Origin of the sequence: Streptococcus sp. SP1 (genome assembly GCF_030440005.1) — a bacterium.
GTDB classification, from domain to species: Bacteria; Bacillota; Bacilli; order Lactobacillales; family Streptococcaceae; genus Streptococcus; species Streptococcus parasanguinis.
Genome location: NZ_JAQFJJ010000015.1, coordinates 15,214 through 30,879, shown reverse-complemented (window position 1 = coordinate 30,879; position 15,666 = coordinate 15,214). Strand labels below are relative to the sequence as shown.

General features: G+C 42.5%; 20 protein-coding genes. 4 read left to right on the top strand and 16 right to left on the bottom strand.

Annotated features, from left to right (window positions below; all coding sequences use genetic code 11):
* Positions 1–19: 19 nt before the first annotated feature.
* The 8 genes from msrB to asnA form a co-directional block, all read right to left on the bottom strand.
* Complete coding sequence (msrB, locus tag PCY07_RS08355) at positions 20–1,141, bottom strand: peptide-methionine (R)-S-oxide reductase MsrB (RefSeq protein ID WP_195227852.1); 1,122 nt, start codon at positions 1,139–1,141, stop codon at positions 20–22.
* Positions 1,142–1,152: 11 nt separating this feature from the next.
* Complete coding sequence (locus tag PCY07_RS08350) at positions 1,153–1,713, bottom strand: redoxin family protein (protein WP_049517997.1); 561 nt, start codon at positions 1,711–1,713, stop codon at positions 1,153–1,155.
* A gap of 57 nt (positions 1,714–1,770) precedes the next feature.
* Positions 1,771–2,124, bottom strand: coding sequence for a hypothetical protein (locus tag PCY07_RS08345; RefSeq protein ID WP_195227851.1), 354 nt, complete (start codon positions 2,122–2,124; stop codon positions 1,771–1,773).
* A 26-nt stretch (positions 2,125–2,150) separates the two neighbouring features.
* On the bottom strand, positions 2,151–2,861 hold the full coding sequence (gene ccdA2, locus PCY07_RS08340; RefSeq protein ID WP_049517993.1) for a thiol-disulfide oxidoreductase-associated membrane protein CcdA2: 711 nt from the start codon (positions 2,859–2,861) through the stop codon (positions 2,151–2,153).
* Between the two features lie 158 nt (positions 2,862–3,019).
* Positions 3,020–4,102, bottom strand: coding sequence for a SepM family pheromone-processing serine protease (locus PCY07_RS08335; protein WP_301356232.1), 1,083 nt, complete (start codon positions 4,100–4,102; stop codon positions 3,020–3,022).
* The gene (coaD, locus tag PCY07_RS08330; RefSeq protein WP_301356233.1) at positions 4,086–4,574 is read right to left on the bottom strand and encodes a pantetheine-phosphate adenylyltransferase; all 489 of its coding nucleotides are present in this window, start codon (positions 4,572–4,574) and stop codon (positions 4,086–4,088) included. The genes PCY07_RS08335 and coaD overlap by 17 nt, the downstream gene beginning before the upstream one ends.
* Positions 4,564–5,103 carry a 16S rRNA (guanine(966)-N(2))-methyltransferase RsmD gene (gene rsmD, locus PCY07_RS08325; RefSeq protein ID WP_037599242.1) on the bottom strand — a complete coding sequence of 180 codons (540 nt, stop codon included), beginning with the start codon at positions 5,101–5,103 and terminating at the stop codon, positions 4,564–4,566. Before rsmD ends, coaD begins: the two co-directional genes overlap by 11 nt.
* 247 nt (positions 5,104–5,350) lie before the next feature.
* Positions 5,351–6,343 carry an aspartate--ammonia ligase gene (asnA, locus tag PCY07_RS08320; RefSeq protein ID WP_049514189.1) on the bottom strand — a complete coding sequence of 331 codons (993 nt, stop codon included), beginning with the start codon at positions 6,341–6,343 and terminating at the stop codon, positions 5,351–5,353.
* Positions 6,344–6,503: 160 nt separating this feature from the next.
* Here asnA and PCY07_RS08315 point away from each other — a divergent pair, with 160 nt between their 5' ends.
* From PCY07_RS08315 to PCY07_RS08300, 4 genes are read left to right on the top strand one after another with little or no spacing between them, the layout of a single operon-like run.
* Positions 6,504–7,181 (top strand): XRE family transcriptional regulator, encoded by a 678-nt coding sequence (locus tag PCY07_RS08315; protein ID WP_004219840.1) that lies wholly within the window; start codon positions 6,504–6,506, stop codon positions 7,179–7,181.
* Between the two features lie 2 nt (positions 7,182–7,183).
* Positions 7,184–8,596, top strand: a complete 1,413-nt coding sequence (locus tag PCY07_RS08310; RefSeq protein WP_049483435.1) for a Y-family DNA polymerase — start codon at positions 7,184–7,186, stop codon at positions 8,594–8,596.
* Positions 8,593–8,964, top strand: coding sequence for a hypothetical protein (locus PCY07_RS08305; protein WP_049483436.1), 372 nt, complete (start codon positions 8,593–8,595; stop codon positions 8,962–8,964). The genes PCY07_RS08310 and PCY07_RS08305 overlap by 4 nt, the downstream gene beginning before the upstream one ends.
* Positions 8,945–9,271 carry a DUF5960 family protein gene (locus tag PCY07_RS08300; RefSeq protein WP_003005875.1) on the top strand — a complete coding sequence of 109 codons (327 nt, stop codon included), beginning with the start codon at positions 8,945–8,947 and terminating at the stop codon, positions 9,269–9,271. Before PCY07_RS08305 ends, PCY07_RS08300 begins: the two co-directional genes overlap by 20 nt.
* Before the next feature lie 52 nt (positions 9,272–9,323).
* On the opposite strand, the gene PCY07_RS08295 is transcribed toward PCY07_RS08300, so the two are convergent.
* The 8 genes from PCY07_RS08295 to yhbY all read right to left on the bottom strand — a co-directional run bounded on the left by PCY07_RS08295 (position 9,324) and on the right by yhbY (position 15,620).
* The gene (locus PCY07_RS08295; RefSeq protein ID WP_003005873.1) at positions 9,324–10,040 is read right to left on the bottom strand and encodes a YebC/PmpR family DNA-binding transcriptional regulator; all 717 of its coding nucleotides are present in this window, start codon (positions 10,038–10,040) and stop codon (positions 9,324–9,326) included.
* 120 nt (positions 10,041–10,160) lie between these two features.
* On the bottom strand, positions 10,161–11,258 hold the full coding sequence (locus PCY07_RS08290; protein WP_301356238.1) for a nucleotidyltransferase: 1,098 nt from the start codon (positions 11,256–11,258) through the stop codon (positions 10,161–10,163).
* Positions 11,259–12,129: 871 nt separating this feature from the next.
* On the bottom strand, positions 12,130–12,870 hold the full coding sequence (locus PCY07_RS08285) for a class I SAM-dependent methyltransferase (protein ID WP_301356268.1): 741 nt from the start codon (positions 12,868–12,870) through the stop codon (positions 12,130–12,132).
* A 322-nt stretch (positions 12,871–13,192) separates the two neighbouring features.
* Entirely contained in the window at positions 13,193–13,546 is a 354-nt protein-coding gene (gene rsfS / locus PCY07_RS08280) for a ribosome silencing factor (protein ID WP_301356239.1), read from the bottom strand.
* Positions 13,547–13,560: 14 nt separating this feature from the next.
* A complete protein-coding gene (locus PCY07_RS08275; protein ID WP_301356240.1) occupies positions 13,561–14,061 on the bottom strand; it encodes a cysteine hydrolase family protein in 501 nt (166 codons plus the stop codon).
* Complete coding sequence (gene yqeK, locus PCY07_RS08270; RefSeq protein WP_021152737.1) at positions 14,062–14,658, bottom strand: bis(5'-nucleosyl)-tetraphosphatase (symmetrical) YqeK; 597 nt, start codon at positions 14,656–14,658, stop codon at positions 14,062–14,064.
* Positions 14,655–15,287, bottom strand: coding sequence for a nicotinate-nucleotide adenylyltransferase (locus PCY07_RS08265; protein WP_301356242.1), 633 nt, complete (start codon positions 15,285–15,287; stop codon positions 14,655–14,657). Before PCY07_RS08265 ends, yqeK begins: the two co-directional genes overlap by 4 nt.
* 21 nt (positions 15,288–15,308) lie before the next feature.
* A complete protein-coding gene (yhbY, locus tag PCY07_RS08260; RefSeq protein ID WP_003005853.1) occupies positions 15,309–15,620 on the bottom strand; it encodes a ribosome assembly RNA-binding protein YhbY in 312 nt (103 codons plus the stop codon).
* Positions 15,621–15,666: the final 46 nt, after the last annotated feature.

Sequence of the window (15,666 nt, the reverse complement as noted above, 5' to 3'; positions counted from 1 at the left end):
AATTATGGACTGAATTGTCTCAGACATAGTCCAATAAATAACCGTAGCCCTTTTCTTTCATTTCTGCTTTGGGAATGAAGGTAATAGACAAACTATTGATGCAATAGCGAAGGCCGCCTTTTTCCTTGGGACCATCGGTAAAAACATGGCCCAGATGAGAATTTCCCACACGGCTCCGAACTTCTGTCCGAGTCATATTGAAACTCTTATCCTCCTTATAAATCGCCACATCAGGACTAATTGGCCGACTGAAACTTGGCCAACCACAACCAGAATCAAATTTATCCTTAGAGGAAAAGAGCGGCTCACCGGTCACGACATCTACATAAATACCGGCATCAAACTGATCCCAGTAACGATTGGAGAAGGCTCGTTCGGTATCATTTTTTTGTGTCACCGCATACTCTTCGGGGGATAACTTCTTTTTGATCTCCTCATCGCTCGGCTTGGAGTAGCGACTAGCATCAATAACAGGATAAGAAGCCTGATTGACATCGATATGGCAGTACCCATTCGGATGTTTCTTTAGATAATCCTGGTGGTAGTCCTCAGCCTTGATGAAATTGGTCAGTGGCTCTTTTTCTACTGCTAACGGTTTGTCGTATTTTTTTGCTACCTCTTCAAAGACTTGGTTAATGGTTGGAAGGTCCTCTTGAGAGACATAATAGACACCTGTTCGGTATTGTGTTCCTTGATCATTTCCTTGTCGATTCTTCGACGTTGGGTCGATAATCCGGAAATAATGCAGGAGCAATTCTTTCAGGGATACCTTTTTGACATTGTAAGTGATGTGAACTGTTTCGGCATGACCTGTTTGAGGGACCAATTCATACTTGGTCGTTTCTCCCTTTCCATTAGCGTAGCCTGATACAGCATCGATCACACCTGGAACACGGGAGAAATATTCCTCTACGCCCCAGAAGCAACCACCAGCCAAATAAATTTCACGCTGATCCTTTGGATCAACCTTTTCCTTTGTTTCCTTTTTGACTACTGGAGTCTGACTCATAGATGCTTTTTTGATACTCTCCGTACTTGTTTCTGATCGATCCATTCCGTTTGCTCCCTTGCTAAAGAAAAAGAAACCAATCGATAGGAAGCCAATGAGAAGAATCAAACCTACTTTCCATTTTGTTTCCATTGTCTATCTCCTTACTGCATGTTCTCTAGGGTCTTGAGGATATCCTCTTTATTCATATAGCCGATATGACTTTTCGATAAAGTCCCATCACTATTGATAAAGAGTGCCGATGGATAAGAACGAATCCCATACTCTTTTAGCAGTTCCCCTTTACTATCTAGCAAGACTGGGAAATCCTTGTAATCCAAAGACTGGTACCAATTTTTGAAATCTGCTGCTGATTTTTCGCCATTAAAGGTTGGAGCTACAACGGATAAAACCACGTAATCCTTACCTGCCTCTTCTTTTGCCAACTCATTGGTATCCTCTAATGTAGACAGGCAAATAGAGCACCAGGAAGCCCAAAATTTGAGGTAAACTTTCTTCCCTTTGTAATCGGATAAGCGGTAGGTCTTGCCATCCACTCCTTGCAGGCTAAACTCCTTCACTTTCTTGCCAGATGGTTGCCTAGCCCCAGCTTTGGCTGTTTGTTGGCCCATATCCTTATTGGAAGTAGCCATTCCTTGACTCGAACAAGCCCCCAAAAGTCCAGCGCATACGAATCCTGTAGCTACTAAAGCTAATTTTTTCATCATTATCACCTCTTCAAAACCGAAAGAAAATCATCCTCAGATGACCTCTCCCTTCTTTCATTCCTTGTCTGATTTCATATCAGATGATTCACTCTTTTCATCTTTCATTTCTGAATCGCTAGATTTCATCTCATCTTTTTTCATGTCGTCCTTCATTTCAGAACTGCTGTCAGACATCATAGATGAATCTTTCTTGTCCTCTTTTTCCATTTTATCATCGGACATGGACGAATCCTTCATGTTATCCTTCTTCATGTCGTCCTTCTTCATATCGTCCTTTTTCATATCGTCCTTCTTCATCATGCTACTATTGTCCATTTTTTTCATGTCTGAATCCGATTTTTGACCAGAACAAGCTGCTAAAGTAACGAGGCTAAGTGTAGCAATAGAAAGTGCAAGAATTTTTTTCATGATTTTTCTCCTTTAATCATTCAAGATTAGTGAAACAGGGATGCGAGGCTATTAAGATTTCCTAGCATCAGCAAGATGCCCATCAAGATGATGAGGGCACCACCAATTTTTTTCAAGGTTCCCATATGGGGCTTGAGTTTAGCAAAATGTTGTAGAACCCAGCTAGAAGCCAAGGCCAAAAGCAAGAAAGGCAGAGCCAAGCCTAATGTATATACCAGCATCAGGAGAGCGCCTTGCAATGCACCATTTCCTCCAGAAGCGGCAATGGCTAGAACAGAACTCAAAACTGGTCCGACACAAGGGGTCCAACCAAAACTGAAGGTGACCCCTATCAGAAAAGCATTGAAGAATTCATTGCGCTCCCGATTCTTTTTGAGTTGGATGGTCTTTTGCTTTTGGAGTTGTCTCAGATTGATCACTTCCATTTGGTGAATCCCTAATAGGATCACAATCCCTCCTAGCAGATAGCGAAACCATGGAGCATAAAGCACCTGTCCAAGGGCCCCTGCACCGTATCCTAGAATCAGGAAAACAGTTGATAGGCCTGCGATAAAACAAAGAGTCTTCACTAAGCCATACCAAGAAATATCTCTTCCAAAAATCCGAACAGTTTTCACACGTTCAGAATCCAATAGAATCCCTACATAGACTGGCATCAGTGGCAAAATACATGGGGAGAAAAAGGATAGAACTCCCGCTAAGAATACTGAAATGGAAAACAAACTGGTTTGAATCATTTCACTACCTCCCTTTCTTTCTGATACCAGTATAAAGAAAAAATCCCTCTAAAAATAGAGAGATTGATAAGCAAAAACTTGAATTTGATTAGAAGATGAATCTTCTATCTGTCAACTCCTCGTACTTTCAAGTACGAGACTGATCTAGCAAGATACTTCTACTTCTTTTTCAAATAATCAATGGCGTCTTGAAGGGTTTTGACGGGGACAATTTTCATCTTCGAATGAATTTGTTTTGCTGCTTCTTTAGCTGTTTCATAGTTTGATTTGGCCTTGGGATTGGCCTTCTTTTCTTCTTTGGAAACAGGGTTATTAGGGGCAAAGAAAATTTCTGCTCCTTCTTTATCGGCTGCGACGACTTTCTTGTCAATCCCACCGATATCGCCAACTGTTCCATCTTGGTTAATGGTTCCTGTCCCTGCAATATGGCGTCCCTGACGAAGATCTGGATCAGCCACTTGGGTGTAGATGGCTAGGCTAAACATCATACCGGCACTTGGTCCACCAATTCCTTGGGTCGCAAACTGGACAGGAACATCGCCTTTGGCTTCAGTCCGGTCGATCAGGCTAATCCCGATTCCGTTTTTCCCGTTGGACAATTTGATGATCTTTCCGTCTGCGGTCTTGGTTTGTCCATCCTCAATATAGGTCACTGAAACGGGATCGCCAATTTTTTGAGAACCGACATAGTCAATCAATTCTTTGGAACTCTTAAAGGTCTTGCCATTCACACCAGTTACGGTATCCGCAATGTTTAAGATTCCCTTAAAGGTCGAGTCATCTGCTACCTGCATGACATAAACACCAAGAAAGTCCATCTGGGTTTCTTTTCCAGCTGTCTTTAACCCTTGGTAGATGGCCATATTTTGCGAGGTTTCCATATAGAATTGGTTAATCCGCGTAAATTCTTGGCTTGAACTACCACCTGTCATATCCTTGGCAGAGTAGATATCTGTAAAAGGTGTCGCCCAAGCATAGATCAAATCAGCCGGAGTTGCCTCTTTCACTGCTACGGTTACAAAATCATAAGATCCTGACTTGGTATCTATTTTTCCATCCACTGTCATGACGGATCGAATATCTTCTGCCGTTCCTGGCATTTCAATATAATAGGGAAGGCGAATCACAAAAGCAGCTAGCAAGAGAAGCAAGAAAAGAACTCCTGCAATCGGCCATCGGTATTCTTTCAACCGTCCTTTTTTCTTTTTAGTGGTCAAGCTTGGTTTATTCGCTTGGGTCATCTTTAATTTCCTCCATTACACTCTCTGGTACATACGGTGAGATATCCTGCTGAAAAGCCAGCAACTCTCGAATACGCGTTGAACTAATGGCCTGGTAAGGAGGCTGAGCATAGAGATAAATGGTCTCCAATTCAGGCGCTAATTGGTGGTTAAAATAATCCATATTGGCTTCGTATACCAGATCCTGTGCATTGCGCAAGCCCCGGATCAAGGTGATAACCCCAAGATTTCGCGCCACTGTCACAGCCAACTCTTGAGTCGACGTCACAATTTCAACATTTTCCAAATGAGCCAAGGCCCCTTTCACCATGCGCACACGTTGTTCAATGGAAAAGAGTCCGACTTTTTCCGGATTATAAAAAATTCCGACATAGACACGGTCAAACAAGCGACTAGCTCGCTCGATCAATTGCACATGCCCAATGGTAATCGGATCAAACGATCCTGTAAACAATCCACTTCTATCTGACATATACTGTTACCTTACTAATTCCATAGATTTTTTCTTTCCAGATTCCCACTTGTCCGATTTCCTCAGGAAGTTCTACGTGTTTATCAGTTTCGCACACAATCATGACGTCCTCTGACAAGAGTTGACGCTCGCACAAGGTTTCGATATCACGAACAATCTCTTCCTTGGCATACGGAGGATCCAAGAAAACTAAGTCAAAGGTGCCCGTTAGGAGACCCAAGGCCTGCTTGGCCTCCATTTTTAGCAGTTGAAACCGTTCCTTTTCCTTGGTCATGGCAATATTGGCTGCTACAATCTCCTGCGCTCTACGATCTCGTTCTACTAGAACGGCCTCTGACATGCCTCGAGAAACGGCTTCGATAGAGAGCCCACCGCTTCCAGCATAGAGATCCAGCACTCTTCCACCGTCAAAGTAAGGACCAATCATATTGAACATGGCCCCTCTGACCTTATCAGAAGTCGGCCTGGTTGTTTTTCCTTCAAGTGTTTTGAGGGGACGTCCCCCATAGGTTCCAGATACTATTTTCATAGGGACCATTATACCAAAAAAAATCAGAAAATTGCGATTTGATATGGTCAAGCGACAATTAAAAGAGGCTGGGACAAAAGTCCTAGCCTCTCAATTATTTTTGGATTGTCGAGCAAGACGCAGTGGTTGAGTGGGCTCTACTACGCTGATTTCATCAGCTTTTACAGCCCTACTCAACTGTGCGGAGGTGGGACGACGAAATCGAATTCTAACGAATTACCGATTTCTGTCCCACTCTCTTTCTTCCTTATAGGATATTTTCATATTCATCACGGACAGATTGAGGCCAGACACTGGTTTGGACTTCACCGATATGTTTCTTACGAAGCAAGAACATAGCCAAACGAGATTGCCCAATCCCTCCACCAATCGTGAGTGGGAAGAGACCATTTAACAAGGCCTTGTGCCACTCTAATTGGAGACGATCTTGATCTCCTGTAATCGCAATTTGACGGCGAAGCGTTTCCTCATCGACACGGATCCCCATTGAAGACAACTCAAAGGCTGAACCTAGGACATCATTCCATACAAGGATATCACCATTCAATCCCTTGTAGCCATTTTCAGACTCTGTTGTCCAGTCATCGTAGTCAGGCGCACGTCCATCGTGTGGTTTGCCATCTGCAAGTTCTCCACCAATCCCGATCAAGAAAACGGCTCCGAATTCTTTGGCAATGGCATTTTCACGCTCTTTTGGAGTTAAATCTGGATAGCGTTCCACCAACTCTTCTGTGTGAACGAAGGTAATTTGTTTTGGAAGAACTGACTCAATATCATAGCGCGCTTCTACTGCTAGTTCTGTTAAACGAATCGCCTTGTAGATTTTTTCAACCGTTTCTTTGAGGTAGGCAATGTTGCGTTGACCATTTGGGATGACTTTTTCCCAGTCCCATTGGTCTACATAAACAGAGTGGATAGCGTCTAGCGAATCTTCATCCGGACGAAGGGCCTTCATATGGACAAAGAGACCTTCTCCTTCGCCAAAACCAAAACGTGCCAAGGTATGGCGTTTCCATTTTGCAAGTGAATGCACGACTTCATAAGTCTCATCAGGAATTTGAAGGACCTTTACAGATACCGGATGTTCAATCCCAGAAAGGTTATCCTGCATCCCGTCTCCGACCTTGCTCAAAATTGGTCCTTGGACTTCAATGATGTCCAATTTATCTTTTAAATATTGTGTAAACGTCGTTTTAACAAACGAAATTTCTTTTTGTTGATGTATAAAACTTTTTTTCATATAATTCCTCGTTGTTAGAAGTTGTAAAACTGATTATACTCCTTTTTCATTCAAAATCCAAGCCTTTTCATTCGTTTTCAACTGAATTTTTCTCTTGCAAAAAGGATTCATTTTTGATAAACTATATGTAACTTTTAAAACGTTACATAGGAGAAGCGACATGTTTGATGCAAAAAAACTAAAAGAAAGACGCCTGGAAAAAGGCTTGACCCAAGCAGATGTCTACGAGGATCTCAAGATTTCTCGTAAGACTTACTCCAGTTGGGAGAATGGTTTGGCGGAGCCACACGAAAAAAATCTCAGGAGGTTGGCCAAGCGCCTCTCCGTTAAAGAGGACTACTTTATTAACAAAGACTCCGCACTCTACACCTACCCTTTATTAACCCCACCTCATCAAAAGAAAGTCGACCAGTTGGCCAGCCAGTTATTGGAACAGCAGCAAAAAGTTGTTTCCTTAACAGCTTATAAGGTTCTTTCGATTGAGCTAGCAGCCGGTTTGGGACATACCTTTTATGACAACGAAACCGACTATGAAACTGTCTATTTTGACCAAGAGATCCAGCACGATTTCGCTTCTTGGGTATCAGGTGATTCGATGGAACCTCTCTATCCCAATGGCTCTGTTGCCCTCATGAAGCAGACTGGCTTTGACTACGATGGTGCTGTCTACGCCCTCATCTGGAATGGAAAAACCTACATCAAGAAAGTCTATCGGGAAGCGGAAGGCTTGCGCTTAGAATCCATCAACCCTGACTACGATGATTTATTTGCTCCCTATGAAGACGAGCCCAAAATCGTCGGCATTGTGGTCGGGCATTTTCTCCCACTCGAGGTTTAAATATGCTATTTGATTATTCACGTGAGCCTCATTCTGATATTGCTTTTGTGGATATGAAAAGTTTTTATGCTAGCTGTGAATGTGTCCGTCTGGGGCTCAACCCCTTGACGACTTCTCTTTGCGTCATGAGTCGGAGCGACAATTCAGCTGGCCTAATTTTGGCGAGCTCTCCCGTTTTTAAACAAGTCTTTGGCAAGAAAAATGTCAGCCGTAGCTACGACCTACCTTTTGATCTCAAGACTAGAAAATTTAATAGCTACGTGGCCCAAAAGCAAGGATTGCCAACGGATCCATCCTTTGTTTCCTACATTGAATCCTGGGCCAAGAGGACCCTGATTGTTCCTCCACGGATGAATGCCTATATTCAGGTCAATATGGAAATTCAGAAGGTCTTTCAGGAATTTGCGGCACCAGATGATATTTTTCCTTACTCGATTGACGAAGGCTTTATCGATCTGACTTCTTCCTTAAATTATTTTATTCCAGATCCCTCCCTCTCTCGAAAGGAAAAACTGGATCTCCTTTCTGCCAGAATCCAAAAAAGGATCTGGCAGGAAACTGGAATCTACTCTACCATCGGCCTCAGCAATGCCAATCCCCTTCTTGCCAAGCTAGCCTTGGACAATGAAGCCAAGCATTGCCGAAATATGCGCTCCAATTGGTCTTATGAAGATGTAGAAAGTAAGGTCTGGAAACTGCCCCAGCTCACTGATTTTTGGGGCATTGGACGTCGTACTGAAAAACGATTGCAAAAGATCGGGATCACGTCGATTGCTGAACTGGCTCAGGCTCACCCAGATCTCTTAAAGAAAGAATTCGGAGTCATGGGTCTGCAACTTTGGTTCCATGCTCATGGTATTGATGAAAGCAATGTCCACAAGCCTTATCGTCCAAAATCACGAGGCATTGGTAACTCTCAAATCTTGCCCTATGACTACCATCTACAAGCTGATATTGAACTGGTGTTTCGGGAGATGGCTGAACAGGTGGCTATTCGCTTGCGACGGAAAAAAAAGAAGACCCAGCTGGTCTCCATTCATGCCTCCTACTCCAAAATCGAGGGGCTTCCGTCCATTCACTGCCAGCAAAAGATTGAGCCTACCCAATCCACCAAGGTTTTATCCGATACGGTTCTGCGGCTCTTTCGCTCCAAGTACGAAGGAGGAGCCATTCGGCAGATTGGTGTTTTTTATGGAGAACTTGTCGAGGAGTCTCTTCAACTCTTTTCTCTTTTTGATGATCCAGTAGCCTTGGAAAAAGAGGAGAAACTCCAGCAGACCATTGACCGCATTCGGGACCAATTTGGCTTCACCTCTCTTCAGAAAGGCTCCTCATTACTAGAAAACTCACGCGCCATTGCACGCAGTAAACTAACAGGCGGACATTCTGCAGGAGGCTTAGATGGATTAACATGATCGACCGTTCTTATCTTCCTTATCAATCCGCCCGCGAATTTCAAGATCGTGGCATGGCCAAATGGGCTGGCTTCTTTTTATCCGAGCACACAACCGCCCTGCATACAAAAGAAATTGACCGCAGTCAGCTCACAATTCTTCCACTTGCTGAACAGATCCAGCTCCTGGAGCAGGCCTTTCAACAACAAACGACGATCTCTATCACGATTCTAGAGGGCAACCATTTTTCGACTCACACAGGTTCGATTCACACCTTATCTACTTCTGAGCTTCTTCTCAAAAGCGATGGCCACTACCACCGTCTCCTCGTAGACTCTATCATTTTTATTGAATCTGAGGAAACACCCTATGAAACCTATTCAGACTAAACACGAATTACAATTTGATTATTTTTCGGAGAATTACCACCAATTTGAGATGGACTTTTACAAGTGGGCCGCTACTTCTACGCCGCTCGTCTTTTTAGAAGACGATATTCTCCACTCTATGGCAGCAGGCCAGCGAAACTACTTTCGTCTTCACCACACCAAAAGTCGGGATCATCGAGACCATTATTTCTATTTTAAAGTTTCCACACTCTCCCAATCACCCCTGACCCGTATTTACGCTTATACAGGACATCACTTACAAAAGATAGATCCTCATCAGACAGAGAAAAAGGATAGCTTGATCTGAGAAGCTATCCTTTTTCTTAATTTATGGGATTCACTACAGTCCTTACGAGTGATTAGAATCCATCTACGTTTGTGTAGATTTTTTGTACGTCCTCGTCGTCTTCAAGAACGCTGTAAAGTTTTTCAAATGTTTCCAAATCTTCACCTGACAACTCAACTTCTGATTGAGGAATCATTTCCAATTCAGTTACTTGGAATTCTTCGACACCTGATTCACGCAAAGCAACGATCGCTTTGTGAAGATCAGTTGGTGCAGTGTAAACAGTGATTGTTCCTTCTTCTGCTTCTACATCGTCTACATCCACATCTGCTTCAAGCAAAAGCTCAAAGATGGCATCGGCATCATCACCAGCAAAGACGATGACACCTTTGTTGTCAAAGAGGTAAGATACAGAACCTGAAGCTCCCATGTTCCCACCGTTTTTACCAAAAGCAGCACGGACATTGGCAGCTGTACGGTTAACGTTTGAAGTCAAAGTATCAACGATCAACATAGAACCATTTGGTCCAAATCCTTCGTAACGTCCTTCTGTAAAGGTTTCGTCAGTGTTTCCTTTTGCCTTATCGATCGCTTTATCAATTACGTGTTTTGGCACTTGCGCTTGTTTCGCACGGTCAATAACGAATCTCAAAGCAGTATTTAGTTCTGGATCTGGTTCACCCTTTTTAGCAGCTACATAGATCTCCACACCAAATTTAGCATATACTTTTGAGTTGGCACCATCTTTGGCAGTTTTCTTGGCAACAATATTGGCCCATTTACGTCCCATGAGGATTCTCCTTAAATTTTTTCAAATTATTTTCAATCTTTTATATTATATCATAAATCACAAGACTTGGAAGAGTTTTTTGCGTATCCTTCCAATTGGAGTTGCTCGACTATTCACCTCTTATTGATCTTCCACCCTCACAGGCACCCGGCCCCAGATCTGCTCTGGCAATTGGGGATGGCCTAGTTGATACACCTGATCCGCTTGTTGGGTCAAAGCATCCCAAGGTTCCTTACCAATTCGGGTCACGATTTCTACTGATTTTTTCAAGCCTTTGAGATGAGCTTGTCCCTTTGCGGAAAAACCTAAGACATGAATGGCGTCGGGAAGGGCTTGTTCCGTTGCCCCTACCAAGATGTAGGTCAAGATGCGGCGCACTCGAGCCTTAGTATAGCGCTTGGTTGCGACTTTCTCCACCATGTCTTCCACAGAACTAGCACTTCGAACCGCATCCTTTAGCCGATTGGCCAGTTCTTCATTGACCTGAAAAATTTGTGTCAGATCCGGATGGGTTAGGATTTGATAACGGAGCAGTTGGTCATAATTCTCCCAAGACACCTGCGGAGCCGACTGAAAGAGTTGACTATTGGGCATGAATTTAGCGACAAAGCCCTGATCTTCCTTGTGTAGGCGTAGACTAGTCGCAGAAGCATAGGCCACTTCTTTTTCTTCTGAATGGTAGCCTGCTCCCTGGCGTTGGACGGGCTTGAGCGTAACTTTCTTCCCAGCACAAGCCTTGGCATAGGCCAAGCCCAGGATATGGTTGGGAGAATCCCCTGTGAACTCCACTCCAGCAAAGGTTTCCCACATTTTTTGGGTCTTTTGTGGATAGGATAAATCGTCAGGAAGACTTCGCAAGAAAGCTTCCATTTCCGCCTCATTCTCCGAGTAGACTGTCGCAATCGCTTGGTAATCTAAAACCGCTTCTGTCCCAAAAGTCAATTGGTCGATTCCTAGACGGGACAAGATTTCTACCGCTCCCTTGGCAAAATGATCCGCCGACTGAACAGCCACGAGAAAGGGGAGCTCGACCACCAGATCCGCTCCATTTTCCAAAGCCATCTGCGCGCGAATCCACTTGTCTACAATGGCAGGCTCGCCACGTTGAACAAAATTCCCAGACATGGCCACAATCTTCAGCCCCTCTGCCTGTTCCAGCAAGTACTTGTGACCATTGTGAAAGGGATTAAATTCTGCAATAATACCTGTAACTGTCATGTTTTCCTCTTATTTAATTCAATGGTTAACATTTTTTATATTTATATAGGGATATCGTTTTGGCCTGTAATTTAACTCAACTTTATTCAAACTAACTATATTCAATAACTTGATAATTATTTTAGAGGAAGTAATGCAACTCGTAATAAATATCGGTATAATCGTATACGAATCAAAAGAGGTAATTCCATTATTTACTTCATCCAATAAAAGGATATAAGTAGCGAGCACTGCAATAAAAATAAAAATAACCATCAATAATTGAATCCATTTAAATAAATAATTGAAGATGTCTTTTATCATTAATAACTCATCTCGAAAAATAAATATAAATATTTTAAAAACAGCAAGAACTAACAAGAAGACAATTAATATTTTGTATAATGATTGCAATTCTATTAGTTTATTATAAAAACAAATAATGACATTCAATGAGGTTCCTTGAATACTCAACTTTGCAAAACACTTAATAAATACGACACCTAAAATTAGTGGTAATATAATATATTCAAAAAATTCAAAGCCATTATTTTTTTCTATAGAAATTATCTTGTTTAAAAAAATAACTGGCCATTTTAAAATTTGTGAGATTATTAGTATCGGAATAAGGGATAATATAATAAAAATCCCCAAAAAAATTATAAAAATCGATTTAAGAATTTCTTTAAAATTATTAAACTTCAAATTGTTCTTCAAAAATGTGATATCACTTTGAAACTCTGATTCCATTTTGTTCTTGATATTCTTAAAGATATTACTTTTAGAGATATTTTTACAATTACTAGAAACACACTTGATAACATAAAAAATAAAATATGAACAAATTAATATAAAATAAATGAATTCATTTTCTCTCACAACAGTCTCCCTCCTACTTCTGTGCTACAAAAAACCAACGTTTGCTGGTCTTTGTTGGCTCTTTGTCCTCAAAGTCTGCATACAATTTGAAAGATTTAAAGCCAGCCTGCTCCAATAAAATGTCATATGTTAAAACTTCATAGGTGCGTTCCTCATGAACTTCATCGTGCCGACTAAAGGAGCCATCCTCTTCTTGGACAAAGAAGGTCAGCTCATGGACGATCGAGTGAGGGGCCGCATCCTCATAGGTATCCCAGAGCATGGCAAAATCTTCTGCGTTTTCGTGGTAAGAATATCCTGGGAAGACCTCATCTGTCTGATAGGTCGAATGGACATCAAAGATAAAAACACCATCTTCATTAAGGGCATTGTAGACTTCTCTGAAGACATCCCCTACTTCTACCTCGTCTTGCATATAGCAGATAGAATCCGAGTAGCAGGTCACGAAATCATAAGTGCCTGCTTGCGAGAGATCCAACATATTGCCCTCGATAAAATCAATCTTCTGCTTGGCTGAAGCAGCTCTTTTTTCAGCAATTTTCAGCATGTCAGCACTCAGGTCTAATCCAGTCACATCAAAACCAGCTTGAGAAAAGCGAACAGACTGGATCCCTGTCCCACAAGCCAATTCCAGCAATTTTTTCCGGTCCTTACTTTTAGGAAGATGCCGGAGGGAAAAATCCGTCCATAAGTCATACAGACTATCATCCATGACCGCATCGTAGACCGCCGCAAACGTTTCATAAGTCGCCATATTCATGATACCAAGTCCGTCCGTAATCCGATAGAAAATTAGGAGCACGACGATGGAGCTAAACTCCAAGGAGTGCTATCTATTTTCCGAGGAGTACAGGACAGGTTCAAATCCTTTCTAAGATACAAAGAGCGTTAAAAGCAAAGAGAAAATAGGAAACTTTCTGCCCTATCGTCAGATACAAAGGAAGTTACTCTTTTTCTCACAGCTTTTAGCTCGTGTTCAATTAAGAAAATAACCAAACACGAGGCCCCATCCTTTCTTTCCATAGAATTTCAATTTAACCAACAAAACTCAGTTGCTACCAACTGAGTTTATCTGCTTATGCTAGGGCTGCTGAAAGATCGACAGCACTTGCTTCGTGCCATAGCTTTTCTAGGTTATAGTGGGAACGCATTTCTTCTGAGAAGACATGGACTACCACACCACCTAAGTCAAGAAGGACCCAACCTCCAGCTGAATCACCTTCGACGTGGCTGGCATTCCCACCAGCTTCTATGACCTTCTCGCGAATATTTTCAGCAATAGCCTCCAATTGGCGGCTGTTCATAGAGCTTGTGATGACAAAGTAGTCTGTCACGCTGGTCAAGCTTTGAACATCCAAAGCCACAATATCTTCTGCACGCTTTTCATCTGCTGCTTTGACAACTAATTCAAGTAGTTCTTTTTCTTTCATGTAATTCTCTTTCCTTAAAAAATTGATTTGTAATCTAAGACATCCGCAAAACGTTCTGCCCAAATATTTTCATAAAATTCATTAAGCGTTTCTGCTGGAATATCCTCTCCATCAAAGGTTGTGACAGCTCCTTCTGGAATAACCAACTTATAACCGTATTCAAACCCCACTTTGACGGATGTATCGACACAATATTCTGTCTGCATGCCACACAGGACCAGTTGTTCAATCCCTTGTTGATCCAAGTATTCTTTTAATCCTGTCTCTTTAAATATGCTATTGTATCGCTTCTGAAACACCTTCTCATCTGCCTGCCTCTTCAACAGGGGCGATAATTGCCAATCTTCCGAGGTTAAAGCCTCTGGCGTTTCAATATGCTGCATGTAGATAATTTCAATCTGCTCTTTTCTAGCCTGCTCTTGCAAATAAGTGATCTTCTCTAAGAGCTTTTCTGTCTCAAAACCTGTTTCCACTAAGATATTTTGTACGTCAATAATGATAAAAGCTGTCTTCACTCACTGCTCCTCTTTCAAATACTTTACAAATGCATTATAGGTTTCAAGGGTTTGGGGATAAATGGGCAATCCTTGGTGGGCCAAGTGTTCGACTGTGCGAGCTGTCTCATAGGCCACGGCACGATCCAAGGAGACTTGAGCGATGTCGCGCGCTTGCTCTACCCCCGGAAAGGCCCGGTTGTGCTCAATGTAATCTGCTACATAGACAATCTTGTCTAAGGTTGACATCTGTCCACTCCCCACGGTGTGGATCTCAATACTGCGAAGAATGGCTGGATCTGTCAGTCCGAGGTCTTCTTGGATCTTGTAAATCCCGACCATCCCATGCCAGACATTGTTGCCCCAGTTTTTTAATGCTGGATCCAGCTCATAGCGATCGATCAAGTCCAGAAATTCCTGATCTGATAATTTCTTGGCGTAGTCATGTAACAAACCTGCTAGACCAGCCTGCTCTTCATCAGCCCCATAGCGTTTGGCCAAGTCACGCGCAGCCTTCTCAACCCCTAAACAGTGAGTAAGCCGCTTTTCTGGCAGGATTTGGCGCATTTTTTCAAGCAAGACCTCACGAGAAAAGCCTAGATAGTTTTCATAGGTCATTGATACAATCCTTCTTTCTTGATGTAGTCCAAGACTGGTTTTGGCAACATAAAATTCGGCGTCCGGCCTTTGGCTACAAAATCACGCACCATACTAGAGGAGATGTCCATTAGAGGAACATCCACCCAGATCACCGGATAAGAAGTCCCCGCCTTATAGCGTGGTCGCTGTACTCCGACAAATTGCACAATCTCCACCAATTCATCGATGCGGTGCCATTTTGGTAAATAATCCACCATATCTGCACCAATGATGAAGTAATAATCTGTGTCTGGATCCCGTTCATTGAGTAAGAGCATGGTGTCGTAGGTATAGGAAATTCCTTTACGTTCGAGCTCGATCGTCTCGATCTCCAGACCTTCAATGCCTTCAATGGCTAATTCCAGCATCTTAAGGCGATGGTGCTCTGCAATCGTCTCCTTGGCATCGACATGCGGTGGCTCATACTCAGGCATCAAGAGCACCTTATCTAACCCTAATTGTTGGCGCACTTGATCCGCAACGACCAAATGGGCATTGTGGACCGGATTGAAATTTCCACCCAAAATACCAACTTGTTTGCGTTTCTTGTCTTTGATCTCTGGCTCTAACTCTACCTTGGTAAAGGGAGTCAATAGTTCAATTGCCATAGGTTTGCTCTCCTCGATGTATTAAATTTCTTTTACCTTCGCTGAAATTTTACGATTTTCTTTTTTGCTCGATTGTTTAAACAAGATGAGAATCCGACCAATCTTTTGGACCGTTTCCACACCGATTTCTTCTTCCAAGATTTCTGCTACTTCATGGATATTCTCATCCGTATTTTGAAGAAGGGTCACCTTGATGAGTTCACGCGCATCTAGCGCTTGGCGCACACTGGTTTTGATTTGGTCATTGAGCCCGTTTTTCCCGATTTGGATAATGGGTTTGAGGCTGTGGGCTTGGCTGTTGAGGAAAGCCCGTTGTTTAGATGTTAATGTCATGTTTTTTCATTGTTTCTTTTTTGATACTTTTCTGATGTGGTGGCGG

What these genes read in the sequence shown, in the direction of transcription:
- PCY07_RS08295 (WP_003005873.1), bottom strand. Translation starts at nt 10,040, where the DNA reads ATGGGACGTAAATGGGCCAATATTGTTGCCAAGAAAACTGCCAAAGAT.
- yqeK (WP_021152737.1), bottom strand. Translation starts at nt 14,658, where the DNA reads ATGACCTATGAAAACTATCTAGGCTTTTCTCGTGAGGTCTTGCTTGAA.
- PCY07_RS08315 (WP_004219840.1), top strand. Translation starts at nt 6,504, where the DNA reads ATGTTTGATGCAAAAAAACTAAAAGAAAGACGCCTGGAAAAAGGCTTG.
- rsmD (WP_037599242.1), bottom strand. Translation starts at nt 5,103, where the DNA reads ATGAAAATAGTATCTGGAACCTATGGGGGACGTCCCCTCAAAACACTT.
- yhbY (WP_003005853.1), bottom strand. Translation starts at nt 15,620, where the DNA reads ATGACATTAACATCTAAACAACGGGCTTTCCTCAACAGCCAAGCCCAC.
- PCY07_RS08265 (WP_301356242.1), bottom strand. Translation starts at nt 15,287, where the DNA reads ATGGCAATTGAACTATTGACTCCCTTTACCAAGGTAGAGTTAGAGCCA.
- asnA (WP_049514189.1), bottom strand. Translation starts at nt 6,343, where the DNA reads ATGAAAAAAAGTTTTATACATCAACAAAAAGAAATTTCGTTTGTTAAA.
- PCY07_RS08285 (WP_301356268.1), bottom strand. Translation starts at nt 12,870, where the DNA reads ATGGCGACTTATGAAACGTTTGCGGCGGTCTACGATGCGGTCATGGAT.
- PCY07_RS08350 (WP_049517997.1), bottom strand. Translation starts at nt 1,713, where the DNA reads ATGAAAAAATTAGCTTTAGTAGCTACAGGATTCGTATGCGCTGGACTT.
- PCY07_RS08290 (WP_301356238.1), bottom strand. Translation starts at nt 11,258, where the DNA reads ATGACAGTTACAGGTATTATTGCAGAATTTAATCCCTTTCACAATGGT.
- rsfS (WP_301356239.1), bottom strand. Translation starts at nt 13,546, where the DNA reads ATGAAAGAAAAAGAACTACTTGAATTAGTTGTCAAAGCAGCAGATGAA.
- PCY07_RS08345 (WP_195227851.1), bottom strand. Translation starts at nt 2,124, where the DNA reads ATGAAAAAAATTCTTGCACTTTCTATTGCTACACTTAGCCTCGTTACT.
- PCY07_RS08335 (WP_301356232.1), bottom strand. Translation starts at nt 4,102, where the DNA reads ATGACCCAAGCGAATAAACCAAGCTTGACCACTAAAAAGAAAAAAGGA.
- msrB (WP_195227852.1), bottom strand. Translation starts at nt 1,141, where the DNA reads ATGGAAACAAAATGGAAAGTAGGTTTGATTCTTCTCATTGGCTTCCTA.
- PCY07_RS08300 (WP_003005875.1), top strand. Translation starts at nt 8,945, where the DNA reads ATGAAACCTATTCAGACTAAACACGAATTACAATTTGATTATTTTTCG.
- PCY07_RS08310 (WP_049483435.1), top strand. Translation starts at nt 7,184, where the DNA reads ATGCTATTTGATTATTCACGTGAGCCTCATTCTGATATTGCTTTTGTG.
- coaD (WP_301356233.1), bottom strand. Translation starts at nt 4,574, where the DNA reads ATGTCAGATAGAAGTGGATTGTTTACAGGATCGTTTGATCCGATTACC.
- PCY07_RS08305 (WP_049483436.1), top strand. Translation starts at nt 8,593, where the DNA reads ATGATCGACCGTTCTTATCTTCCTTATCAATCCGCCCGCGAATTTCAA.
- ccdA2 (WP_049517993.1), bottom strand. Translation starts at nt 2,861, where the DNA reads ATGATTCAAACCAGTTTGTTTTCCATTTCAGTATTCTTAGCGGGAGTT.